Origin of the sequence: Pseudomonas sp. MD330_10 (assembly GCF_042610415.1) — a bacterium.
Classification (GTDB): domain Bacteria; phylum Pseudomonadota; class Gammaproteobacteria; order Pseudomonadales; family Pseudomonadaceae; genus Aquipseudomonas; species Aquipseudomonas rhodesiae.
Window position 1 is genome coordinate 415,302 of record NZ_JBHGZU010000002.1, and the last position, 24,832, is coordinate 440,133.

Consider the following 24,832-nt stretch of genomic DNA (forward strand, 5'->3'; position numbering starts at 1 on the left):
GGCGAATCCACAGAAGTTGTATCAAGAAGGGAGCGTAGTCTACCGGAAAGGCTCTATCAGCTCAAACCTTGATCGCAGGTCTGTGGCATCCAATGCAATTGCCAGTCCTGACTGGGCGGCGCCCACAATCCCGCAAGGTTGGGCACCCCCACTAAAAATCCTCCTCGATACAGCAGCGGCAATCTGCCACGGACGAAGCCCGGTAAACCGCTTTCGTTGAGCAAGCGCTTCAGATCCCGTCGACCGCGGCCTGGCACATCGACGATTTCACCGCCCTGGCGGTAACGGACCTCCAACGGACCTGCGGGCGCCTTGCCGCAAAATCTCAGCTCACCATTACCGGGTAACTGTAGCGGGCGTTGCGCATCAGACCAGCTCACCGGCACATCGGAAAATTCCGACCAGCAGGAAGGCAACCACCAGATGCGCTCACCGCAACGGTGTATTTGCCCAGCAGCCAGAGACCATAACGGTTGTGCGTCGTGCTTGGCATCACGTAAGGATTGCCAGCCGACCCAGTGATCGCTGTCGGGCAGGCGTGTCAGCGGATTCAGCCAATGGCGCAAAGCATTGCGCTGACGGGCATCGGAAAGCTCTCGCAGCGGAGCAAGCGCCAGGGATGGCAAGCCCAACCAGGGAAACGCTGAAGGTTGTTCGGCGGCTTGCAGATCCATCCTGGCCAACTCATCGAGCAGGCCCTGGGCTTCACTCAAGTGCTCGGCACTGCGGGCCAGCCCGGGGACGGCTTGCGGCCAGCGCTCGGTCAGTATCGGGAATACGCGGTGGCGCAGGTAATTGCGGGAGAAGCGATTGTCTGCATTGGAAGGGTCTGCGATCCATTGAAGCTGATGCTCCACGGCATAGGCTTCCAGCTCTGCCCGAGAGACGCCCAACAACGGGCGGACCAAGTGCCCGCCCGCCAACGGACGGTGCACGGGCATGGCTGCCAACCCCCGTACGCCTGCGCCGCGTAACAGCCGAAACAGCAAGGTTTCGGCCTGGTCTTCGCGATGCTGGGCGGTGAGCATCACCTCCCCTGCTCCGATAACTTGCGCAAACGCCTGATAACGCGCATCACGCGCCGCACGCTCGAGACTGGCACCGGACGGCACTTGCACGCGCATGATACGCAAGGGGACTCCCAGGTAGTCGCACACCGACTGGCAATGGCTTGGCCAAGCGTCGGCAGCGGCTTGCAAGCCATGGTGGATATGGACGGCGCTTAGAGGCACAAGGGGTTTGGCGGTGGCCAGGAGATGCAGCAGCACAGTGGAATCAAGACCGCCAGAGAAAGCGATATGCCAAGCCGGGGCGTCGCGCCAGGGGGCCAGGGCTTGCAGGAGTTTGGCGGGTAAAGTTGGTTTCATCAAACGCTACCGCCGCAAATCTGGAATACGTTGACCAAGCATACACAAAGCAAATGTGGGAGAGGGATTGCGCCCCGATTGCTGAGTGTCAGTCCCTGCATTTGCTGACTGATCCACCGCTATCGGGGGCAAGCCCCCTCCCACATTAGTACTGCTGCGACTTTAGAGACCGTAGCTCATCAGGCGCTCATAACGACGAGCCAACAGCGCTTCGTTATCCAGCTTCTTGAGCATCGCCAGCTGCGAGCCCAACTCTGCGCGGATGGTCGCGGCAGCGGCAGCCGGGTCACGATGGGCGCCGCCCAGTGGCTCGGCGATCACTTTGTCGACGATACCCAGCCCTTTAAGGCGATCGGCGGTGATGCCCATGGCTTCGGCGGCGTCCGGCGCTTTTTCGGCGGTTTTCCACAGGATCGAGGCGCAGCCTTCCGGCGAGATCACCGCATAGGTCGAATATTGCAGCATGTTCAACTGGTCGCAGACGCCAATCGCCAATGCACCGCCGGAACCACCCTCACCAATCACGGTGGCGATGATCGGCGTTTTCAGACGAGCCATCACGCGCAGGTTCCAGGCGATCGCTTCGCTCTGGTTGCGCTCTTCGGCGTCGATGCCTGGGTAAGCGCCCGGGGTATCGATAAAGGTCAGGATCGGCATCTTGAAACGCTCGGCCATTTCCATCAGACGGCACGCCTTGCGGTAGCCTTCCGGACGCGGCATACCGAAGTTGCGGCGCACCTTCTCGCGAACTTCACGGCCTTTCTGGTGACCGATCACCATCACTGGCTGGTCGTCCAGACGCGCAATACCGCCCACGATAGCCGCGTCGTCGGAGAAGTGACGATCACCGTGCAGTTCGTCGAACTCGGTAAAAATGTGCTGGATGTAATCCAGGGTGTAAGGCCGGCGCGGGTGGCGGGCCAGGCGCGCGATCTGCCAGCTGGTCAGTTTGCCGAAGATGTCTTCGGTGAGCGCGCTGCTCTTGTCTTGCAGGCGGGCGATTTCATCGCCGATATTCAGCGAATTGTCATTGCCGACCAGGCGCAGCTCTTCGATCTTGGCTTGCAGGTCAGCGATCGGCTGTTCGAAATCAAGAAAATTCGGGTTCATAAGCGTCCGTCTTGGGTCGACGGCCAGGGAGTGCCTGGCCAGCCGGTTGTCTATTCGCGCCCTACCTTAAGGGAGAGGCGCGTTTAGGTCGAGATTAAATGTTTTGTCGATCACGCTGAATGCCACTACCGGGCCAGCCATCAACGGTATTGGAGGAAGACGTTGTCTCGCCCGAACTGGTCACGCAAAGCTTGAATCAAGCCGTCGGCGGGATCAATTCGCCAGGTCTCGCCAAACTGGAGCATGGCCTTGGCATCGTTACCGGTGTACTCCATGGTCACCGGGCACGCGCCCCGATGCCGCTTGAGCAACTCACCCAACCAGCGTAGCTGATCGCCCTTGAGCGCCTCGGTTTTAACTTTCAGGCGCAGGCTTTCGGCCAGGTTGGTGCGGGCATCTTCCATGCTCATTACACGCTTGATCCGCAGGCGCAGGCCGCCGGAGAAGTCGTCGTTGCTGACCTCCCCTTCCACCACCACCATGGCGTCGGTCTGCAAAAGCGACTGAGCAGAGTGGAACGCATCGGCGAACAATGAGGCTTCGATCCGGCCCGAACGGTCGTCAAGGGTGATGAACCCCATCTTGTCGCCCTTTTTATTTTTCATCACCCGCAGCGCAATGATCATGCCGGCCACGGTCTGGGTATCCCGCGCCGGTTTCAGGTCGATGATGCGCTGACGGGCGAAACGGCGGATTTCCCCTTCGTACTCGTCGATCGGGTGGCCGGTGAGATAGAGGCCCAAGGTGTCTTTTTCGCCCTTGAGCCGCTCCTTGAGGGTTAACTCCTTGGCCTTGCGGTGATTGGCGTACACGTCCGCGTCTTCTTCGACGAACAAACCGCCGAACAGGTCGGCATGCCCACTGTCGTGGGTGCGGGCGGTCTGTTCGGCGGCCTTGATCGCTTCTTCCATAGCGGCCAGCAGCACCGCGCGGTTGCGGTCGATATTGGCCTGATAAGCCTTGGGCTCATCATGGAAATAAGGGCCGAGACGGTCGAGTGCGCCACTGCGGATCAAGCCATCCAGGGTTCGCTTGTTGATACGTTTGAGATCGACCCGCGCGCAGAAGTCGAACAGATCTTTGAAAGGCCCGTCCTGACGCGCTTCGGTGATGGCTTCCACCGGGCCCTCGCCCACGCCCTTGATCGCACCCAGGCCATAGATAATGCGGCCTTCGTCGTTGACCGTGAACTTGAACTCCGAGGCGTTCACGTCCGGCGCGTCGAGGCGCAGCTTCATGGTGCGCACTTCCTCGATCAAGGTCACGACCTTGTCGGTGTTGTGCATATCCGCCGACAGCACCGCTGCCATGAATGGCGCAGGATAGTGCGCTTTCAACCAGGCGGTCTGGTACGACACCAAGCCATAGGCGGCAGAGTGGGACTTGTTGAAGCCGTAACCGGCGAATTTCTCCACCAGGTCGAAGATGTTACCCGCCAGATCGGCGTCGATATTGTTAGTGGCGCAACCCTCAATGAAACCACCACGCTGCTTGGCCATTTCCTCAGGCTTCTTCTTACCCATCGCACGACGCAGCATGTCGGCGCCGCCCAGGGTATAGCCCGCCATCACCTGAGCAATCTGCATCACCTGTTCCTGATACAGGATGATGCCGTAGGTCGGCGCCAATACTGGCTTTAGGCCTTCATATTGGTAATCGGAATGCGGGTACGCCAGCTCGGCACGCCCGTGCTTACGGTTGATGAAGTCATCCACCATGCCTGATTGCAGCGGGCCCGGACGGAACAGGGCCACCAGTGCGATCAAGTCTTCCAGGCAGTCGGGCTTGAGCTTTTTGATCAGCTCTTTCATACCGCGGGATTCAAGCTGGAACACCGCCGTGGTTTCGGCTTTTTGCAGCAGGGTGTAGGTCGGCTTGTCGTCCAGCGGAATAAAGGCGATATCCAGCGGTTCCTCGCCCACCTTGGCGCGGTCGCGGTTGATGGTTTTGAGGGCCCAGTCGATGATGGTCAGGGTACGCAGGCCGAGGAAGTCGAACTTCACCAGGCCGGCCGCCTCCACGTCATCCTTGTCGAACTGGGTTACCAGGCCGTCGCCTTCTTCGTCGCAATAGATCGGCGAAAAATCGGTGAGTTTGGTAGGCGCGATCACCACGCCACCGGCGTGCTTACCGACGTTACGCACTACGCCCTCAAGTTTGCGGGCCATCTCCCAGATTTCGGCGGCTTCTTCGTCGACTTTGATGAAATCGCGCAGGATCTCTTCCTGCTCGTAAGCCTTCTCCAGGGTCATGCCGACTTCGAACGGGATCATCTTCGACAGACGATCAGCCAGGCCGTAGGACTTGCCCTGCACCCGCGCCACGTCGCGGATCACCGCCTTGGCCGCCATGGAACCGAAGGTAATGATCTGGCTCACGGCGTTGCGGCCATATTTTTCGGCCACGTATTCGATCACGCGATCGCGACCGTCCATGCAGAAGTCGACGTCGAAGTCGGGCATGGAAACCCGCTCCGGGTTCAGGAATCGCTCGAACAGCAGGTCGTATTCCAGCGGGTCAAGGTCGGTGATCTTCTGCACATAGGCCACCAGCGAGCCAGCACCTGACCCCCGGCCCGGGCCCACCGGCACGCCGTTGTTCTTGGCCCACTGAATAAAGTCCATCACGATCAGGAAGTAACCGGGGAACCCCATCTGGATAATGATATCCAGCTCGAAATTCAACCGGTCGACATAGACCTGGCGCTTGGCTTCATAGTCTTCGGTGGTTTCCTTGGGCAGCAGGACCGCCAGCCGCTCCTCAAGGCCATCGAACGAGACCTTGCGGAAATATTCATCGATGGTCATGCCATCGGGAATCGGGAAGTTAGGCAGGAAGTGCTTGCCCAGCTTCACTTCGATATTGCAGCGCTTGGCGATCTCGACAGAGTTTTCCAGGGCCTCAGGCAGGTCGCTGAACAGCTCGGCCATTTCTTCGGCGCTTTTAAGGTACTGCTCTTCGCTGTAATTCTTCGAACGGCGCGGGTCATCCAGGGCTCGGCCTTCGCCGATGCACACTCGGGTTTCGTGGGCCTCGAAATCTTCCTTCTTGATAAAGCGCACATCATTGGTCGCCACCAGCGGCGCACCGAGTTTGTCGGCCAATGCTACGGCGGCGTGCAGGTGCTCTTCATCGTTGGGCCGATTGGTGCGCTGCACTTCCAAATAGAAACGGTCGGGAAAAACCTGCATCCACTCGCGGGCCAGCACTTCGGCTTCCTGGGGATTGCCGCCCAGCAGCGCGATACCGATCTCGCCCTCTTTAGCGGCGGACAGCATGATCAGCCCTTCGCTGGCTTCGGCCACCCACTCGCGCTCGATGATGATCGAGCCATTGCGCTGACCGTCGATAAAACCGCGGGAAATCAGTTCGGTGAGGTTGCGATAGCCGACGCCATTCATCGCCAACAGGCTGATGCGGCTCAAGGGGTTGTCGGGGTCTTTGTTGGACAGCCACAGGTCGGCGCCGCAGATCGGCTTGATGCCGGCGGCCATGGCATTTTTATAGAACTTGACCAGGGAACACATGTTGTTCTGATCAGTCACCGCTACCGCAGGCATGTTCATGCCCACCAGGGTTTTGACCAGGGGTTTGATCCGTACCAGGCCGTCGACCAGGGAGTATTCAGTGTGCAGGCGCAGGTGAACGAATGAAGCCGGCATAGTGATCCTGTTCTAATACATGGAGACAACAAGGCCCGGATTGTACCGGGCCTTGGCAAAAACATCAGCCTCGCGACTAAACCTCGCTGAAGCTCTCGCGCAGCTCGTAAGCCTGGCGCACCGGGGCGAAGGAGCGGCGATGAATCGGCGTCGGGCCAAGGCGTGCGAGAGCTTCCAGATGAACGGGCGTCGGGTAGCCTTTATGCCCGCCGATGCCATAACCTGGGTAGATGAGTTCAAATGCAGCCATTTCCCGATCACGACTGACTTTGGCCAGAATCGAGGCCGCGGCAATCGCCGGCACCTTGCTATCACCCTTGACCACCGCTTCCGACGGCATGCTCAGTTTCGGGCAACGGTTGCCGTCGATCATCGCCATCTTCGGCGTGATGTGCAGGCCTTCGACCGCCCGCTGCATCGCCAGCATCGTGGCGTGGAGAATATTGAGCGTGTCGATTTCTTCGACTTCGGCCCGGGCGATATGCCAACTCAAGGCTTTTTCACAGATTTCGTCATACAGCTTTTCACGGCGTGCTTCGGTGAGTTTTTTCGAATCGTTCAGTCCCAGGATCGGTCGATTCGGATCCAGAATGACCGCCGCCGTGACCACCGCACCGCACAGTGGGCCACGTCCTACTTCATCGACGCCGGCCACCAGCTCATGGGCTTGGGCAACCAGGCTGAAATCCAGGCCCATTTGCGTACTCATAAAGCTTCCTGTTGTTTGCCGATCAAGTTCAGCACGGCGTCGGCTGCCTGGTTCGAGGCATCACGGCGCAACGTGCGGTGAATGGCGTCGAACCCACGGGTCTGTTCTTCGCCGCCGTCGATCAAGGGTAGTAGGGTCTGCGCCAGGGCGTCCGGCGTAGCATCGTCCTGCAACAACTCCGGCACCAACAGGCGTTGGGCCAACAGGTTGGGCAGGGAGATGTAAGGGCTCTTGACCATGCGCTTGAGAATCCAGAAGGTCAGCGGCGCCAAACGATAGGCCACGACCATAGGGCGCTTGTACAGCAAGGCCTCCAGCGTGGCAGTACCCGAAGCGATCATGACCGCATCGCAGGCCGCCAAAGCCAGATGGGACTGGCCATCCAGCAAGGTCAACGGCAGGTCGCGGCCTGGCAGCAGCGCTTCGATCTGCGCACGACGTTGCGGGCTGGCACAAGGCAATACAAACCGCACGCCGGGCTTCAGGACCATCAGGCGCTCGGCCGCATCGAAGAAGACGCTGGCCAGACGTCCGACTTCACCGCCTCGGCTGCCCGGCATCAGCGCCACCAGCGGGCCGTCGGGCAAGCCCAACTCGGCGCGGGCCGCGGCTCGGTCGGCATGCAGGGGAATGGCGTCGGCGAGGGTGTGCCCGACAAACCGCACCGGCACGCCCTTCTCTTCATAGAATTTGGCCTCGAACGGCAACAGGGTCAGCATCAGGTCGCAACCCTCGCGAATCTTCAGCACGCGCTTCTGCCGCCAGGCCCACACGGACGGGCTGACATAATGCACGGTCTTGATCCCGGCCTGACGCAGCTTGAGTTCGATATTGAGGGTGAAATCCGGTGCGTCGATGCCGATAAAGACGTCAGGCTTTTCTTCGATCAAGGTCTGGATCAGCAGTTTGCGCCGCGCCAGCAACTCGCGCAGACGACCCAATACTTCCACCAGCCCCATGACCGACAAGCGCTCCATGGGAAAGTAGGACGCCAGGCCTTCAGCCTGCATCAGCGGGCCGCCAACACCGATAAACTCCACCGCCGGATGCTGAGCCTTAAGGGCTCGCATAAGACCTGCGCCCAAAATATCGCCGGAAGCTTCTCCGGCCACCAGCGCTATACGCAGATTGGCCATGGTCAGCGGGTGATGCCGCGCGTCGACGCCTGGATCGAGTCACGGAACACCGCAACTTCCGGGAACAACGCAGCCGGCTCTGTCAGTTGGGTCAATGCCTGCTCTACGGTCAGCCCCTGGCGATAAACCACCTTATAGGCGCGGCGCAGAGCATGGATGGCATCATCGCTGAACCCGCGACGGCGCATGCCTTCGAAGTTCATGCTACGCGCTTCGGCCGGGTTGCCGAATACCGTGACATACGCCGGAACGTCCTTACCGATGGCGGTCCCCATGCCGGAGAAGCTATGGGCGCCGATATGGCAATACTGATGCACCAGGGTAAAACCGGACAGAATCGCCCAGTCATCAACATGAACATGCCCAGCCAACGCGGTGTTATTCACCAGGATGCAGTGGTTGCCGATGACGCTGTCATGACCGATATGGGCATATGCCATAACCAGATTGTGATCACCCAGGGTGGTTTCGGCGCGATCCTGCACGGTACCGCGATGAATTGTCACGCCCTCTCGGATGATGTTGTGATCACCGATAACCAAGCGCGTTTCTTCACCTTTGTACTTCATGTCCGGTGTGTCTTCGCCTACCGAGGAGAATTGGTAGATGCGATTGTGCTTGCCAATGCGGGTCGGACCTTTGAGGATCACATGCGGCCCGATGACAGTCCCCTCGCCGATTTCCACACCTGCGCCGATGATCGACCAGGGGCCGACCTCAACGTCGGCGGCCAGTACGGCCGACGGATCGATGATTGCGCGAGGGTCAATCAAACTCATAGTTTGCGTTCCGCGCAGATGATCTCGGCGGAGCACACCGGCTTGCCATCCACCGAGGCCTGGCACTCGAATTTCCAGATTTGGCGCTTGCAGCTGATGAACTTAGCTTCCAGGATCAACTGGTCACCTGGAGTGACCGGGTTGCGGAAACGCAGCTTGTCCGAGCCCACGAAATAGTAAAGCGTGCCATCGGCGGGCTTGAGGTCGAGCATTTTGAAACCAAGGATACCGGCAGCCTGGGCCATCGCTTCGATGATCAACACGCCCGGCATGATGGGGTGTGCGGGAAAGTGACCATTGAAGAACGGTTCGTTGATGCTGACATTCTTGTAGGCGCGAATGCGCTTTTCCTCAACATTGAGGTCCACTACGCGATCCACCAGCAGGAACGGGTAACGGTGAGGCAGGTATTCGCGAATCTCGTTGATGTCCATCATTTCGGGGGGAAGCCTGTAATAAAGATTGGGGGCGGGCGGACTAAAAGCACGCCCCGCTAGCAAATCAAGGAGGCAGCCTAGCGGCTGTACACACTTGATATGAAAATGGTATCAGCCTTCTGATGAAGCATTACTGCCAGGGGTCACTTCTCCAACACGCTTTTCCAGCTGTTTGAGACGTCGAGCCATATCATCAAGCTGCCGCAAACGCGCCGCACTCTTGCGCCATTCGGCCGCCGGCTGCATGGCGGTACCGGAGGAATAGGCGCCCGGCTCGGTAATCGAATGGGTCACCATGGTCATACCGGTGATGAAGACGTTGTCGCAGATATCGATATGCCCAACCAGCCCGACCCCCCCGGCGAGCATACAATGCTTGCCAATTCGGGTACTGCCGGAAATCCCCACGCATGCGGCCATAGCGGTGTGATCGCCAATCTGCACGTTGTGGGCGATCTGGATCTGATTGTCGAGCTTCACGCCATTACCGATCACGGTATCGGCCAAGGCCCCACGATCCACCGCCGTGTTCACGCCAATTTCCACATCGTCGCCGATCAGAACGCCACCGACCTGGGCAATTTTGTTCCAGACGCCTTTGGCTTTGGCAAAGCCGAAGCCTTCGCCACCGATCACGGCACCCGACTGGATGACCACACGCTGGCCGATTCGCACATCGTGGTACAGGGTCACCCGCGGCGCGAGCCAGCCATCGGCGCCGATCTCGCAACGCGCACCGATAAAGCAATGAGCCCCGACCGTGACGCCTGCGGCGATGCGCGCACCACTCTCGATCACCGCAAAGGCACCAATGCTGGCCGCTGGGTCAACCTGAGCGTCATCGGCAATCACAGCTGAAGGATGAATACCGCCTGCCGCTTTGGGTTTTGGATCGAACAGGTGCGACACCTTGGCATACGCCAGGTACGGGTCCGCTACCACCAACGCCTCCCCCGCGAACCCTTCAGCGTCGGCAGCTTTGAGCAACACGGCTGCGGCACGACTGTCGACAAGGTATTTACGGTACTGAGGGTTTGCGAGGAAGCTCAACTGAGCTGGGCCAGCCTCCTGTAAGGTGGCTAGCCCAGTGATTTCCTTCTCCGGGGAGCCACGCAATGTGGCCCCCAGGAACTCGGCCAACTCGCCGAGCTTGATAGTCGCGGTCATGGCTTACTTCAGCTGGTTCATGCGCTCGATCACCTGACGGGTGATGTCGTATTGAGGCTTGACGTCGATCACAGCGCCACGCTCGAACACCAGGTCAAAGGCACCTTTCTTGATGACTTCTTCCACGGCGCTGTCGAGCTTAGGCTTGAGCTGCTTAAGCATTTCGCGGTCGGCAACAGCCTTGGCTTCGTTCAGCTCCTTGGATTGGAACTGGTAGTCACGGGCCTTTTGCTTGAATTCCAACTCCAGACGCTCACGCTCGCCTTGCTGCATCTTGTCGCCACCAGCCACCAGACGGTCCTGGATGCCCTTGGCACTGCTTTCCAGTGTCTTGAGTTTGGTCAGTTGCGGACCGAATTTCTTTTCAGCGTCCACGGCGTATTTTTTGGCCGCGTCGGACTCCAGCAGCGCCATCTGATAGTTCAGGACGGCGATTTTCATTTCGGCGAAGGCCGGGGTCGCTACCAGCACGGTTGCCAGCAGAACCAATTGAGTCAACTTACGCACGATGTACTCCTACAGAATCCGTTGTCGTTATCTTAGGTCAAACGCTTAGAACGTCTGGCCGAGGGAGAATTGGAAAATCTGGGTTTCAGCGTTATCCGGCTTCTTGATCGGCATGGCCAGAGCAAAGCTCAACGGGCCCAGCGCGGTCACCCACGTCACACCCACACCCACGGAGCTTGCCATGTTGCTCAGGCTCACGTCGTTACACTGGGTGTTGGACTTCACGCCGCTCGGGTTGGTGATCTGCTCGCACTTGGAGTCGAACACGTTACCCACGTCCCAGAATACGGATGTGCGCAGGGAACGCTGATCTTTCACGAACGGCAGCGGGAACAGAATTTCGGCACCACCTTGGATCAACACGTTACCACCGAATGGCAGCGGGTCGTTGTCCGAGTCGGCCGTGGTGCCCTGGTTACCGGTCACACCTACACCACGACTCGGCGTACCGCGCGGGCCAAGAGTACTGTCCTTGAAGCCGCGTACCGAGTTGAAACCACCTGCGTAGTAGTTTTCATAGAACGGCAGACCATTGGTCGAACCATAACCATCGCCGTAGCCCAGCTCAGTATGCAGGCGCATGGTGTAGTTATCACTCAATGGCTGGAACAGCTGGCCACGGTAGTCGAGCTTGAAGAACGACAGGTCGCTGCCCGGCGTGGTGACTTCCGCCGTCAGGCTCTGGGAATGGCCGCGGGTTGCGAGCACACCTTTGTTCAGGGTCGACTCGGACCAGCCAGCAGAGGCCTTGAAGTTCAGGAACTTGTCGCCTTCACGACGGGTGAAGTCGAAGATTTCGTCTACGGTGTAGACACCGGTCTTGATCTCATCCTGCTGCGCCGACAAGCCGAAGGTCAGGCGCGAGGTTTCGCTGATCGGATAGCCGATGTTCACGCCAGCACCCAGGCTGTCGATCGCATAGCTAGCTACGTCTACGTCGAGATCTTTGTAGTCGGTGGTGCGGTAGAAGGCGTTGTAGCCCAGGCTCACACCGTCGGCGGTCCAGTAGGGGTCGACATAACCGAAGTTATAGCGGCTTTGGTATTCGCTACGGGTCAGGCCGATGGAAACCTTGTTACCGGTACCGAGGAAGTTGTTCTGGGTGATCGAACCACCAAGAATCAGACCGGCACTCTGCGCGAAACCGACGCTGGCGGTGATGGAGCCCGACGCTTGCTCTTCAACGGCGTAGTTCACGTCAACTTGGTCATCCACACCTGGCACCGCCGGTGTTTCGACGTTTACTTCCTTGAAGAAACCCAGGCGCTCAAGACGGGTCTTGGACTGATCGATGAGGTAAGTCGACGCCCAGCCACCTTCCATCTGACGCATTTCACGACGCAGCACTTCGTCGGCAGACTTGGTGTTGCCACGGAAGTTGATGCGGTTAACGTAAGCACGCTTGCCAGGATCCACCACGAAGGTGATGTCGACGGTGTGATCTTCGTCATGGGGCGTTGGAACGCCGTTGACGTTGGCGAAGGTATAGCCTTCGTTACCGAGACGACGCGTGATCAGTTCGGAAGTGGTGGTCATCAGCTTGCGCGAGAACACCTGGTCTTTCTGCACCAGCAACAGGGCCTTGACCTGGTCTTCAGGCACTTTCAAGTCACCGCTGAGCTTCACGTCACGAACCTTGTACTTCTCGCCTTCGTTGACGTTGACAGTGATATAGACGTGTTTCTTGTCCGGCGTGATGGACACCTGGGTCGAAGCGATATCCATGTTGATATAGCCGCGGTCCAGGTAGTAGGAGCGCAGACGTTCCAGGTCACCGGAGAGCTTTTCACGAGCATACTTGTCATCGTTCTTGAAGAACGACAACCAGTTGGTGGTTTTGAGTTCGAACAAATCGACCAGGTCTTCATCAGCAAACTTGGTGTTGCCCACCACGTTGATGTGCTGAATGGCCGCCACGGTGCCTTCGTTAATGTTGACCTTGAGGCCTACACGGTTACGCGGCTGCGGAACTACTTCCGTTTCCACGGTCGCCGAGTAGCGGCCCTGGGCTACGTACTGGCGTTGTAGCTCGTTACGTACACCTTCGAGGGTGGCACGCTGGAAGATTTCGCCTTCGGCCAAGCCAGATTGCTTAAGGCCCTTCATCAGGTCTTCAGTGGAGATCGCTTTGTTGCCCTCGATCTCGATACTGGCGACGGAAGGTCGCTCAACGACGTTGATGACCAGGACGTTGCCTTCTCGACCCAGTTGGATGTCTTGAAAGAACCCGGTTTTGAACAGCGCACGAGTGGATTCCACCAGGCGACGATCATCAGCCTGTTCCCCGACGTTCAACGGCAAGGCACCAAAGACGCTACCCGCGGAAACCCGCTGGAGGCCGTTGACGCGAATATCGGAGATGGTGAAGGACTCGGCGTGAACTTCGGCGATCATCAATACGGTGAGAACCGCAGTTAGCAGCAGACGTTTCATGAAGTCCTTTCTTATTCCAACTGGCAATAAACAAACTGCCGCAAAATGCGGCAGATTCGCAATTCAGCGAAGCGTTACAGACGACCCAGATCGTTGACCAGGGCTAACAACATCACCCCAACCACCAAACTGATACCAATCTGTATCCCCCAACCCTGCACACGATCCGACAAGGGGCGACCACGCACCCACTCGACCAGATAAAACAGCAGATGCCCCCCATCCAATACCGGAATGGGCAGCAAATTCAGAACACCCAGGCTGATACTCAGATAAGCCAGGAAATTCAGGAAATCCGCGACACCCGACTGGGCAGAAGCGCCCGCCACTTTAGCAATGGTTATCGGCCCACTCAAGTTTTTTACCGAGAGCTCGCCGAACAACATTTTCTTGAGGGATTCGAGCGTCAGCACACTCATGGTCCAAGTGCGTTTGGCACCCTCGCCGATTGCCGCCAACGGCCCGTAGCTGACCTCCCTCATCATCGAAGGCGGCCACTCGGGACTCTTGACCCCAGCACCCAGATAACCGCCGGCCGCCTTGGCTTCCCCGCGTGCCGCCAACGTTACAGGGACGTCGATTTGAGCATTATCGCGCTCAACTTTCAGCACAATTTTGGTATCAGGGCGAACACGCACCAGATCGACCACCTGCTGCCAGTCATTAAGCGCCTGTCCATCGAGCGCCAATAGGCGGTCGCCGGTTTTCAGACCTGCGGCCTGGGCCGGGCCTTTAGGGTCCAGCTCCGCGAGCACTGGCGGCAACACCGGCCGCCATGGGCGAATCCCCAGGGATTTGATCGGATCGGGCTCATCAGCCCCTTTTAGCCAGTGATCCAATGCCAGTGAACGGGCGGTTTCGGCAGTTGAATCCTGCTCACGCACGATGACGCTGACGGTGCCGCTTTCACCCAGGCGACGCACCAGTTGGAGATTGACCGCGCCCCAGCCTGTTGTGGGTTCGCCATCAATGGAAACAATTTCCTGCCCGGCGACCAAACCCGCTTTAGCTGCAATGCTGTCCGGCTCGACCGCACCGATCACCGGACGGATCTGTTGGCTACCCAGCATGGCCAACACCCAGAAAAACAGCATGGCCAACAGGAAGTTGGCGATCGGACCGGCCGCCACAATGGCGATACGCTGACGAACGGTTTTGCGATTGAAGGATTGGTCCAACTGGTCGGCCGGCACTTCGCCTTCACGCTCATCGAGCATTTTGACGTAGCCACCCAACGGAATGGCTGCGACCACGAACTCAGTGCCATGGCGATCATGCCAGCGCACCAGCGGCATGCCAAAACCGACGGAAAAGCGCAGTACCTTGACGCCGCAACGACGCGCCACCCAGAAGTGGCCGAATTCGTGGAAGGTAACCAGCACACCCAGAGCAACCAGGGTGCCGACAATCATATAAAGCGCACTCATCTAATTTCTCCGCATTCCAATCCAGTGCCAGAAGGCTCAACGCGCCGACAGACTATTTCGCGTTGCGGCTCAGCCAGTGTTGCGCAAGGACGCGAGCCTTGGTATCCGCCTCGAACACCGCACCCAGATCGCCGACCGCCACGACAGGCTCCAGACTCAGCACGTCCTCGATGATACTCGCGATCTGCGGGAAGCGGATGCGCCGTTCGAGAAACGCTGCTACGGCCACTTCGTTGGCCGCATTGAGCATCGCCGGCGCACTGTTACCTGCCTCGGCAGCTTGCCGCGCCAGGCGCAGACAAGGAAAGCGCTGCTCGTCCGGCGCTTCGAAATCCAGGCGAGCCACTGCAAACAGGTCCAGTGGGGCCACACCGGAATCGATGCGTTCCGGCCACGCCAAGGCATTGGCAATCGGCGTGCGCATATCGGGATTGCCCAATTGGGCCAATACCGAACCGTCCACATAATCGACGAGAGAATGAATCACACTTTGCGGATGAATCACCACCTCGACCTGATCAGGGCGCGCATCGAACAGCCAGCATGCCTCGATCAGCTCCAGGCCTTTGTTCATCATGCTGGCCGAATCTACGGAAATCTTACGCCCCATCGACCAGTTAGGATGGGCGCAGGCTTGGTCGGGAGACACATGCTCCAATTCGACCAGCGGTGTTTGCCGGAACGGACCGCCCGAGGCAGTGAGTAGAATCCGCCGCACGCCGACCTGACTCAAACCTCGCGCAAAATCACCCGGCATACACTGGAAAATAGCATTGTGCTCACTGTCGAGCGGCAGCAGCACCGCACCGCTCTTGCGCACGGCCTGCATAAAAAGCGCACCGGACATTACCAGCGCTTCTTTATTGGCCAGCAGGATTTTCTTGCCCGCATCCACTGCCGCAAGAGTCGGTCGCAGGCCCGCCGCACCGACGATAGCCGCAACCACCGTGTCGACCTCGGCATCCGCCGAAACCTGGCACAGCCCCTCCTCCCCCACCAACACTTGAGTGGCGAGCCCGGCCGCGCGCAGATCAGCCTGCAAACCACGCGCCGCGATGGGCTCAGGCACCACGGCATAGCGCGGTGCATGGCGTACGCACAACGTCAGCAACTCGCTGAGGCGCGTAAAACCTGTAAGCGCGAAGACCTGGTAACGATTCGGGTGGCGCGCGATGACATCCAAGGTGCTCAATCCCACCGAGCCGGTCGCCCCCAGCACGGTGACCTGCTGCAAGCGGCTCACGAAGCGGTCATCCACAGCAACACGGCAAAGATCGGGATGGCGGCGGTAAGACTGTCAATACGATCAAGCACGCCGCCATGCCCTGGCAGCAGATTACTGCTGTCCTTGATACCGGCTTGGCGCTTGAACATGCTTTCAGTAAGGTCTCCGACCACCGAGATGAAGACCACGATTGCGGTGCCCAGCAAGGCTAGGACAATTTCCTTTCCCGACCAACCACGCACCACGCCGACCACCAGCGCGATGGCCAGGGTCAATGCCAGGCCGCCGTACACACCTTCCCAGCTCTTGCCAGGACTGACGGCCGGAGCCAGCTTACGCTTGCCAAAGGCTCGACCCGAGAAGTAGGCACCAATATCAGCCCCCCAGACCAACACCATCACCGCCATGATCAGCCAGTTACCCATTGGCGAGTTCTTGATTTCCACCAACCCCTGCCAGGCTGGCAACAGAATCAACAGGCCAATCACCAGCTTGCTGGCGACACTGGACCACTGGCTGCTGGTGCGCGGATAAGTCAGCACCAGAAAGGTCGCCAGCGCCCACCACAGTACCGCAGCGCCCAACACCCATGGCACCACGATGCTCGACAGGGTATGCATCAGGAACAACAGCAGCGCCACGACCGCGGCGTAGGCCACGCGGGGCAACTGAGCGGTGAAACCGGCCAGACGCGCCCATTCCCAGGCACCCAAGGTCACGACCAGGCCAATAAACAGCGCAAAACCGGAACCATCGAGCAGGAAAAACCCACACAAGGCGATCGGTAACAGGATCAGAGCAGTGATGATTCGTTGTTTTAGCATTTAAACCCGGGCTCCAGCTTCGATCTGCTCGCTCGTTTTACCGAAGCGACGCTGACGAGAAGCGAAATCGGCCAGTGCAGTGCGCATGGCATCGTGTTTGAAGTCCGGCCAGAACAGGTCGGAGAAGTACAACTCGGTGTAAGCCAGCTGCCACAACAGGAAATTACTGATGCGGTGCTCGCCACCGGTGCGGATGCACAAGTCCGGCAACGGCAGGTCGCCGGTGACCAGGCAGGTTTGCAGCAATTCGGGCGTGATGTCGTCCGGTCGCAGATGACCGGCCTGGACTTCGCGAGCCAAGCGCTGCGCAGCCTGGGCGATGTCCCATTGGCCGCCGTAGTTAGCTGCAATCTGCAACACAAAACGGTCGGCTCCGGCGGTGATGGCCTCAGCTTCGCGCATGGCCGCTTGCAGCTCCGGGTGGAACCGCGAGCGATCACCAATAATGCGCAGGCTGATGTTGTTGTCGTTGAGACGCTTGGCCTCTCGACGAAGGGCCTTGAAGAACAGATCCATCAACGCGCTGACTTCTTCGGCGGGGCGCTGCCAGTTCTCACTTGAGAACGCGAACAACGTGAGCACCTCCACCTTGGCCTCGGCACACACCTCAATCACCGCCCGCACCGCATCGACACCCGCTTTATGCCCGGCAACACCCGGCATAAAGCGTTTCTTCGCCCAGCGATTATTCCCATCCATGATGATCGCGACATGGCGCGGCACCACGGAGGGCACAGTCTGCTTGGTCTTTTCCATGAAGGCGTCCTGACCCTTTATACGGCCATCAGGTCCTTTTCTTTTTCTTCGGTTGCCTGAGTGATCTTCGCCTCGGCTTCCTTGGTCAGCTTGTCGATATCGGCGACGGCACGACGCTCTTCGTCTTCGCTGATTTCCTTGTCCTTGACCAACTTCTTCAGTTCGCCCAAGGCATCACGACGAATGTTACGCACAGCAACGCGCGCATCTTCTGCCGCGCTGCGCGCCTGCTTGGTGAAGCCCTTACGGGTTTCTTCGGTCAAGGCAGGCATGGAGATCAGCAACAACTCGCCCAGGTTGGTCGGGTTGAGATTCAAACCGGCACTCTGGATCGCCTTGTCGACGGCCGCAAGCATGTTGCGCTCGAAGGCCACGACCTGCAGGGTCCGCGAATCTTTGACGGTGACGTTGGCTACGCTGCTCAGCGGCGTATCTGCGCCGTAATACGGCACCATCACACTGCCCAGGATGCTCGGGTGAGCCTTGCCGGTACGAATCTGGCCGAATGCGTGGCTCAGAGACTCCAGGGATTTCTGCATACGCGCTTGGGCGTCTTTCTTGATTTCATTGATCATTGTTGGCCTTCCTCGATCAGAGTCCCTTCCGCACCGCCATGTACGATATTCAGCAGGGCGCCGGGCTTGTTCATGTTAAATACGCGCAGCGGCATCTTGTGGTCGCGGCACAGGCAAATAGCCGTCAGGTCCATCACACCCAGCTTGCGATCCAGCACTTCATCGTAGGTCAGATGATCGAACTTCTCGGCATGCGGGTCTTTGAATGGATCTGCGGTGTACACACCATCCACTTTGGTGGCCTTGAGCACCACGTCTGCATCGATTTCGATAGCACGCAGGCAAGCCGCCGAATCCGTGGTAAAGAATGGGTTACCTGTTCCGGCGGCGAAGATCACCACTTCTTTGGAGTTCAGGTGGCGCATGGCTTTACGACGATCATAGTGATCGGTCACGCCCACCATGGAGATCGCCGACATCACGATGGCTGAGATGTTGGCGCGCTCCAGAGCGTCGCGCATGGCCAGAGCGTTCATCACAGTGGCCAGCATCCCCATGTGGTCACCGGTGACCCGATCCATACCGGCAGCACTAAGTGCCGCGCCACGGAACAGATTGCCACCGCCAATCACCAGGCCCACTTGCACGCCAATGCCGACCAGTTGGCCGACTTCCAGCGCCATGCGGTCGAGCACCTTGGGATCAATCCCAAACTCTTCCGAGCCCATCAGGGCCTCGCCGCTGAGCTTGAGTAGAATGCGTTTATAGCGAGCCTGATAACCACTGCCCTGCTGAGCCATTGCGAATCTCTCCTGCGGCGTATTTTTCAAAAATTCTTGGCGAGCCGTTTACGGCTTGCGTTCACTCTAGCTGGACGCTATCACAGCGCCATCGGAACACGGCTTTGTAAGCCAGTTCCGAAAGGAAACCAAATAAAATTGGCCTTCCCATTTGAAAAGAGGCTGCGCGCGTGAGCGGGCAGCCTCTTTCGGGCGACAGTTAAAACTGTCTTATTGCTTGGCGGCAGCCAGCTGGGCAGCAACTTCTTCAGCGAAGTTGTCGACCGGCTTCTCGATGCCTTCGCCTACTTTGAAGTAAGTGAAGGAAACGATTTCAGCGCCGGCTTTTTTAGCCAGCTCGCCAACCTTGATTTCAGGGTTCTTGACGAACGCCTGCTCAACCAGGCTCGCTTCGGCCAGGAACTTGCTGATACGGCCTTTAACCATATTCTCAACAATGTTTTCTGGCTTGCCTTTGATTTTTTCTTCGTTCAGCTGCAGGAACACAGCTTTTTCACGCTCGATGGCTTCGGCAGATACTTCCGAAGGCAGCAGGAACTCAGGGTTGCTGGCTGCGACGTGCATCGCGATGTCTTTGGCCAGCTCAACGTTGCCGCCCTTCAGGACAACCGCAACACCGATCTTGTTACCGTGCAGGTAACCACCCACTACATCACCCTCAACGCGGACCAGGCGACGGATGTTGACGTTTTCGCCAACCTTGCCGACCAGTACCAGACGGGCAGCTTCTTGAGCTTCGATCAGAGGCTCGACAGTGGTCAGCTTGTCAGCGAACGCTTTTTCAACGCTATCGGCAACGAATGCTTTGAAGTCGTCCTGCAGAGCCAGGAAGTCGGTCTGGGAGTTCACTTCCAGCAGAACGGCGGATTTGCCGTCTTCTTTCAGAGCGATGGCGCCTTCAGCGGCAACGTTGCCTGCTTTCTTGGCAGCCTTGATGGCGCCGGAAGCACGCATGTCATCAATGGCTTTTTCGATGTCGCCGCCAGCCTTGGTCAAGGCTTTTTTGCAATCCATCATGCCTTCGCCGGTACGCTCGCGCAGTTCTTTAACCAACGCTGCAGTAATCTCTGCCATTTCAAAATCCTCTTGGATAGGTTTTCAACCATTCCACCCGATTAAACGGGCGATCAATTCTTCTCGAACCACCCCTTGTAGGCCGCTGCACGTTACAGATGATGTAGCTGCGCTGCCGACAAATGGTTTTCGAGGGGGCAAAAAGGGGGCCAAGCCCCCTTTTTGCTTACTGAGTCAACGCCAGGGCGTCAATTACTCAGCGGCAGCTACCGGAGCTTCTTCAACGAACTGCTCGGTACCACCAGCAACGTGGTTGCGACCACGGATTACAGCGTCAGCCATCGAACCCATGTACAGCTGGATAGCGCGGATTGCGTCATCGTTGCCTGGGATGATGTAGTCAACGCCTTCCGGGCTGCTGTTGGTATCGACTACGCCGATAACAGGGATGCCCAGCTTGTTGGCTTCGGTGATCGCGATGCGCTCGTGATCAACGTCGATAACGAACAGTGCGTCAGGCAGACCGCCCATGTCCTTGATACCACCCAGGGAACGATCGAGCTTTTCCAGGTCACGGGAGCGCATCAGCGCTTCTTTCTTGGTCAGCTTGGCGAAAGTACCGTCTTCGGCTTGTACTTCAAGGTCACGCAGACGCTTGATGGAAGCACGGATGGTTTTGAAGTTGGTCAGCATGCCGCCCAACCAGCGGTGGTCGACGTACGGCGAACCGCAACGTGCTGCTTCTTCAGCAACGATCTTGCCAGCGGAACGCTTGGTACCGACGAACAGAATCTTGTTTTTGCCCTGGGCCAGACGCTCTACGAAAGTCAGCGCTTCGTTGAACATTGGCAGGGTTTTTTCAAGGTTGATGATGTGGATCTTGTTACGCGCGCCGAAAATGTATTTACCCATTTTCGGGTTCCAGTAACGGGTCTGGTGACCGAAGTGCACACCGGCCTTCAGCATATCGCGCATGTTGACTTGGGACATGATAGTTCCTTAATAAGTCGGGTTTGGCCTCCACGTATCCCAATGACCAACCAGCGGCATCAAGGCCTCCGGCACCCAGGTCATCGTGTCGACACGTGTGTGGATTTAAGCTTTTCGGGGTATCCCCGGAAAGCGGCGCATTTTATACCACACGAAGGGCGAAAACGAAACCTGCAATCACAACTGCCTTGAAGGCCACTCGCGCAACCCTTTGAATTGAGTCCGGATACCCCCACCCTATAGAGAGAAGCGATCGTCAGACCCTCATGACTTGAGAGCATCGTCTGTTAGAATCGCGTTTTTCAGGGCTTGTGTGAATTCTGTAACCTTTTGTCGCACACCCGTAAACCGTTTTGATTTCAGCGCCTCGCGCTAGAGAGAGCCTGTATGACCGTTACTTTGAAAACCGCCGAAGACATCGCCGGCATGCGCGTTGCCGGCAAACTGGCGGCCGATGTGCTGGAAATGATTGCCGAACACGTCAAGCCCGGCGTCACCACCGAAGAACTCGACCGAATCTGCCATGACTACATCGTCAATGTGCAAAAGGCTATCCCTGCCCCGCTCAACTACAAAGGCTTTCCCAAGTCGATCTGCACATCGATCAACCATGTGGTCTGCCACGGCATCCCAGGCGACAAGCCGCTCAAGGACGGCGACACGCTGAACATCGACGTCACCGTGATCAAGGATGGCTATCACGGCGATACCAGCCGCATGTTCCACGTCGGCACCGTGCCGGTCTGGGCCGAGCGCCTGTCCCAGGTCACTCAGGAATGCATGTACAAGGCTATCGAGATCGTCAAACCTGGCTGCCGCTTGGGCGACATCGGCGAAGTGATCCAGAAGCACGCTGAAAAGAACGGCTTTTCGGTGGTTCGCGAGTTCTGTGGCCACGGCATCGGCAAGGTGTTCCACGAAGAACCGCAGATCCTGCACTACGGCCGCGCTGGCACCGGCATGGAGCTCAAGGCCGGCATGACCTTCACCATCGAGCCGATGATCAACCAGGGCAAGGCCGACACCAAGGTGCTGGGCGACGGCTGGACCGCTATTACCAAAGACCGCAAGCTTTCGGCCCAGTGGGAACACACACTACTGGTCACCGAAACCGGCTACGAGATCTTCACCCTGCGCTCGGACGACACCATCCCGCGCGTGTCGGCGTAATTCAAGACTGCGTTGGTTTTCCCAAACGGTGTTGTGACTGACTCATAGATAGAAAGGAAAGCCGATCGATGCCCCAGGTGGATCCCGAACTCTTCGACCGTGGCCAGTTCCAGGCCGAGCTGGCACTGAAGTCGAGCCCTATCGCCGCGTTCAAAAAAGCCATTCGCCAAGCCCGCGAGGTGCTCGATGAGCGCTTTCGCAAGGGCCGGGATATCCGCCGACTGATCGAGGACCGCGCCTGGTTCGTCGATAACATCCTGCAAAAGGCCTGGGAACAGTTCACCTGGAGCACTGACGCCGACATCGCCCTGGTGGCGGTCGGCGGCTACGGTCGCGGCGAATTGCACCCCTACTCCGACATCGACCTGCTGATCCTGCTGGACAGCGCAGACCATGAGATCTTTCGCGACTCCATCGAGCGTTTTCTCACACTTTTGTGGGATATCGGCCTGGAAGTCGGCCAGAGCGTACGGTCGGTGGACGAATGCGCCGAAGAGGCCCGTGCCGACCTCACCGTGATCACCAACCTCATGGAAAGCCGCACCATCGCCGGCCCCGAGCGCCTGCGCCAGCGCATGCTCGACGTCACCAGCACGGCGCACATGTGGCCGAGCAAGGATTTCTTCCTGGCCAAGCGCGCCGAACAGAAAGCCCGGCATCACAAGTACAACGACACCGAGTACAACCTGGAACCCAACGTCAAGGGCTCACCGGGAGGGCTGCGGGACATCCAGACCATTCTGTGGGTGGCCCGTCGCGAATACGGCACCCTGAACCTGCGCGCCCTGGCCGGCGAAGGCTTCCTGGTGGAAAGCGAGAATGCGCTGCTGGCCTCCTCCCAGGAGTTCCTGTGGAAAGTGCGCTACGCCCTGCACATGCTTGCCGGGCGCGCCGAAGATCGTTTGCTGTTCGACCATCAGCGCTCCATCGCCTCGCTGCTGGGGTTTGAAGGCGAAGACGCCAAGACCAGTATCGAAAGCTTCATGCAGCAGTACTACCGCGTGGTCATGAGCATTGCGCAGCTGAGCGACCTGATCATTCAGCACTTCGAAGAGGTGATCCTGGCCCCCGAAGACGAAGCGCCGCCGCAACCGATCAATGCGCGCTTCCAGTTGCACGACGGTTATATCGAAGCACGCAGCGACAATGTGTTCCGCCGCACGCCGTTCGCGATGCTGGAAATCTTCGTGCTGATGGCCCAGCAGCCGGAAATCAAAGGCGTGCGCGCCGACACCATTCGCCTGCTACGGGAAAACCGCTACCTGATCGACGAAGACTTCCGCAACGATATCCGCAACACCAGCCTGTTCATCGAGCTGTTCAAATGCAAGATCGGCATCCACCGCAACCTGCGCCGCATGAACCGTTACGGCATCCTCGGGCGCTATTTACCGGAGTTCGGTTTTATCGTCGGGCAAATGCAGCACGACCTGTTTCATATCTATACCGTCGATGCGCACACCCTGAACCTGATCAAACATCTGCGTAAGTTGCAGTACACCCAGGTATCGGAAAAATTCCCGCTGGCCAGTAAGTTGATGGCCAAACTGCCCAAGCCTGAGCTGATCTACCTGGCCGGGCTGTACCACGACATCGGCAAGGGCCGGCACGGCGATCACTCGGAAATCGGCGCCGTCGATGCCGAGGCGTTTTGCCAGCGTCACCAATTGCCGTTGTGGGACAGCCGCCTGATTGTCTGGCTGGTGCAGAACCACCTGGTGATGTCGACCACTGCCCAGCGCAAGGACTTGTCCGATCCGCAGGTGATCCATGATTTCGCCCAGGTGGTCGACGATGAAACCCGCCTCGACTACCTGTACGTGCTCACCGTCTCCGATATCAACGCCACCAACCCCACTCTGTGGAATTCATGGCGCGCCAGCCTGCTGCGTCAGCTGTACACCGAGACCAAGCGCGCCCTGCGCCGTGGCCTGGAAAACCCAGTGGACCGCGAAGAGCAGATCCGCCGCACCCAAAGTGCGGCCCTGGACATCCTCGTACGCGGCGGCAACGACCCGGACGATGTCGAGCAACTGTGGTCGCAGTTGGGGGACGATTACTTCCTGCGCCACACCGCCGGCGATGTCGCCTGGCACACCGACGCCATTTTGCAGCAGCCTGCCGATGGCGGCCCGCTGGTGTTGATCAAGGAAACCACCCAGCGCGAGTTCGAGGGCGGCACGCAGATTTTCATCTATGCACCGGACCAGCACGACTTCTTCGCCGTGACCGTGGCCGCCATGGACCAGCTCAACCTGAACATCCACGACGCGCGGGTTATCACTTCCAGCAGCCAGTTCACCCTCGACACCTACATCGTGCTCGACACCGATGGCGACTCGATCGGCGACAATCCGGCGCGAGTGAAGAAAATCCGCGAAGGCCTTACCGAAGCCCTGCGCAACCCCGACGATTACCCCACCATCATCCAGCGTCGGGTCCCGCGCCAGCTCAAGCACTTCGCCTTCGCGCCCCAGGTCACCATCTCCAACGATGCCCAGCGCCCAGTCACCGTGCTGGAACTGAGCGCGCCGGACCGTCCGGGCCTGCTGGCGCGCATCGGCGGGATTTTCCTGGAGTTCGACCTGTCGTTGCAGAACGCCAAGATTGCGACCCTGGGCGAGCGCGTGGAGGACGTGTTCTTCATTACCGATGCCGACAACCAACCGTTATCCGACCCCGAGCTGTGCCGACGCTTGCAGGAAGCCATCGTCCAACAGTTGAGCGTGCCCCAGGAGCCGGGCGTTGAACTGACGCGCCTGACGATTTGATACCAGGGGCGGCCCACCGCCCCCTTCGCCGTT

General features: G+C 58.7%; 20 protein-coding genes. 2 read left to right on the forward strand and 18 right to left on the reverse strand.

The features are described from left to right. Positions 1-56: 56 nt before the first annotated feature. The 18 genes from tilS to rpsB form a co-directional block, all read right to left on the reverse strand. Complete coding sequence (gene tilS, locus ACFZPT_RS05035) at positions 57-1,367, reverse strand: tRNA lysidine(34) synthetase TilS (protein ID WP_099312705.1); 1,311 nt, start codon at positions 1,365-1,367, stop codon at positions 57-59. Between the two features lie 162 nt (positions 1,368-1,529). Next, entirely contained in the window at positions 1,530-2,477 is a 948-nt protein-coding gene (locus ACFZPT_RS05040; RefSeq protein WP_099312707.1) for an acetyl-CoA carboxylase carboxyltransferase subunit alpha, read from the reverse strand. 140 nt (positions 2,478-2,617) lie between these two features. Beyond that, on the reverse strand, positions 2,618-6,139 hold the full coding sequence (gene dnaE, locus ACFZPT_RS05045) for a DNA polymerase III subunit alpha (RefSeq protein WP_034096250.1): 3,522 nt from the start codon (positions 6,137-6,139) through the stop codon (positions 2,618-2,620). A gap of 76 nt (positions 6,140-6,215) precedes the next feature. Then, entirely contained in the window at positions 6,216-6,848 is a 633-nt protein-coding gene (gene rnhB / locus ACFZPT_RS05050; RefSeq protein WP_034096249.1) for a ribonuclease HII, read from the reverse strand. Next, positions 6,845-7,984 carry a lipid-A-disaccharide synthase gene (lpxB, locus tag ACFZPT_RS05055; protein WP_040267486.1) on the reverse strand — a complete coding sequence of 380 codons (1,140 nt, stop codon included), beginning with the start codon at positions 7,982-7,984 and terminating at the stop codon, positions 6,845-6,847. Before lpxB ends, rnhB begins: the two co-directional genes overlap by 4 nt. 2 nt (positions 7,985-7,986) lie before the next feature. Next, positions 7,987-8,763 (reverse strand): acyl-ACP--UDP-N-acetylglucosamine O-acyltransferase, encoded by a 777-nt coding sequence (gene lpxA, locus ACFZPT_RS05060; protein ID WP_034096247.1) that lies wholly within the window; start codon positions 8,761-8,763, stop codon positions 7,987-7,989. Continuing rightward, positions 8,760-9,200, reverse strand: coding sequence for a 3-hydroxyacyl-ACP dehydratase FabZ (fabZ, locus tag ACFZPT_RS05065; RefSeq protein ID WP_003172281.1), 441 nt, complete (start codon positions 9,198-9,200; stop codon positions 8,760-8,762). Before fabZ ends, lpxA begins: the two co-directional genes overlap by 4 nt. A 111-nt stretch (positions 9,201-9,311) precedes the next feature. After that, positions 9,312-10,367 carry a UDP-3-O-(3-hydroxymyristoyl)glucosamine N-acyltransferase gene (gene lpxD, locus ACFZPT_RS05070; RefSeq protein ID WP_034112165.1) on the reverse strand — a complete coding sequence of 352 codons (1,056 nt, stop codon included), beginning with the start codon at positions 10,365-10,367 and terminating at the stop codon, positions 9,312-9,314. Between the two features lie 3 nt (positions 10,368-10,370). Then, the gene (locus ACFZPT_RS05075) at positions 10,371-10,874 is read right to left on the reverse strand and encodes an OmpH family outer membrane protein (RefSeq protein ID WP_003219314.1); all 504 of its coding nucleotides are present in this window, start codon (positions 10,872-10,874) and stop codon (positions 10,371-10,373) included. A 45-nt stretch (positions 10,875-10,919) separates the two neighbouring features. After that, the gene (bamA, locus tag ACFZPT_RS05080) at positions 10,920-13,307 is read right to left on the reverse strand and encodes an outer membrane protein assembly factor BamA (protein ID WP_099312709.1); all 2,388 of its coding nucleotides are present in this window, start codon (positions 13,305-13,307) and stop codon (positions 10,920-10,922) included. Positions 13,308-13,381: 74 nt separating this feature from the next. Then, a complete protein-coding gene (rseP, locus tag ACFZPT_RS05085) occupies positions 13,382-14,734 on the reverse strand; it encodes a sigma E protease regulator RseP (RefSeq protein ID WP_034096244.1) in 1,353 nt (450 codons plus the stop codon). Positions 14,735-14,786: 52 nt separating this feature from the next. Further along, positions 14,787-15,977 (reverse strand): 1-deoxy-D-xylulose-5-phosphate reductoisomerase, encoded by a 1,191-nt coding sequence (gene ispC / locus ACFZPT_RS05090; protein ID WP_034112163.1) that lies wholly within the window; start codon positions 15,975-15,977, stop codon positions 14,787-14,789. Further along, a complete protein-coding gene (locus ACFZPT_RS05095) occupies positions 15,974-16,783 on the reverse strand; it encodes a phosphatidate cytidylyltransferase (RefSeq protein WP_034096242.1) in 810 nt (269 codons plus the stop codon). Before ACFZPT_RS05095 ends, ispC begins: the two co-directional genes overlap by 4 nt. Next, a complete protein-coding gene (gene uppS / locus ACFZPT_RS05100) occupies positions 16,784-17,539 on the reverse strand; it encodes a polyprenyl diphosphate synthase (RefSeq protein WP_034096241.1) in 756 nt (251 codons plus the stop codon). Positions 17,540-17,556: 17 nt separating this feature from the next. Further along, positions 17,557-18,114, reverse strand: a complete 558-nt coding sequence (frr, locus tag ACFZPT_RS05105) for a ribosome recycling factor (protein ID WP_034096240.1) — start codon at positions 18,112-18,114, stop codon at positions 17,557-17,559. Next, positions 18,111-18,854, reverse strand: a complete 744-nt coding sequence (pyrH, locus tag ACFZPT_RS05110) for a UMP kinase (protein WP_003189161.1) — start codon at positions 18,852-18,854, stop codon at positions 18,111-18,113. The genes frr and pyrH overlap by 4 nt, the downstream gene beginning before the upstream one ends. A gap of 210 nt (positions 18,855-19,064) precedes the next feature. Further along, positions 19,065-19,928: a translation elongation factor Ts gene (tsf, locus tag ACFZPT_RS05115; protein WP_034096239.1), complete on the reverse strand. Its 864-nt coding sequence runs from the start codon at positions 19,926-19,928 to the stop codon at positions 19,065-19,067. A gap of 192 nt (positions 19,929-20,120) precedes the next feature. After that, positions 20,121-20,858: a 30S ribosomal protein S2 gene (gene rpsB / locus ACFZPT_RS05120; protein WP_003189158.1), complete on the reverse strand. Its 738-nt coding sequence runs from the start codon at positions 20,856-20,858 to the stop codon at positions 20,121-20,123. A 387-nt stretch (positions 20,859-21,245) separates the two neighbouring features. On the opposite strand from rpsB, the gene map reads away from it, so the two are divergent. Both map and ACFZPT_RS05130 read left to right on the forward strand, forming a co-directional pair. Beyond that, positions 21,246-22,028, forward strand: a complete 783-nt coding sequence (gene map, locus ACFZPT_RS05125) for a type I methionyl aminopeptidase (protein WP_034096238.1) — start codon at positions 21,246-21,248, stop codon at positions 22,026-22,028. A 68-nt stretch (positions 22,029-22,096) separates the two neighbouring features. Continuing rightward, positions 22,097-24,799: a [protein-PII] uridylyltransferase gene (locus ACFZPT_RS05130; protein WP_099312711.1), complete on the forward strand. Its 2,703-nt coding sequence runs from the start codon at positions 22,097-22,099 to the stop codon at positions 24,797-24,799. The last annotated feature ends 33 nt before the right edge of the window (positions 24,800-24,832 follow it).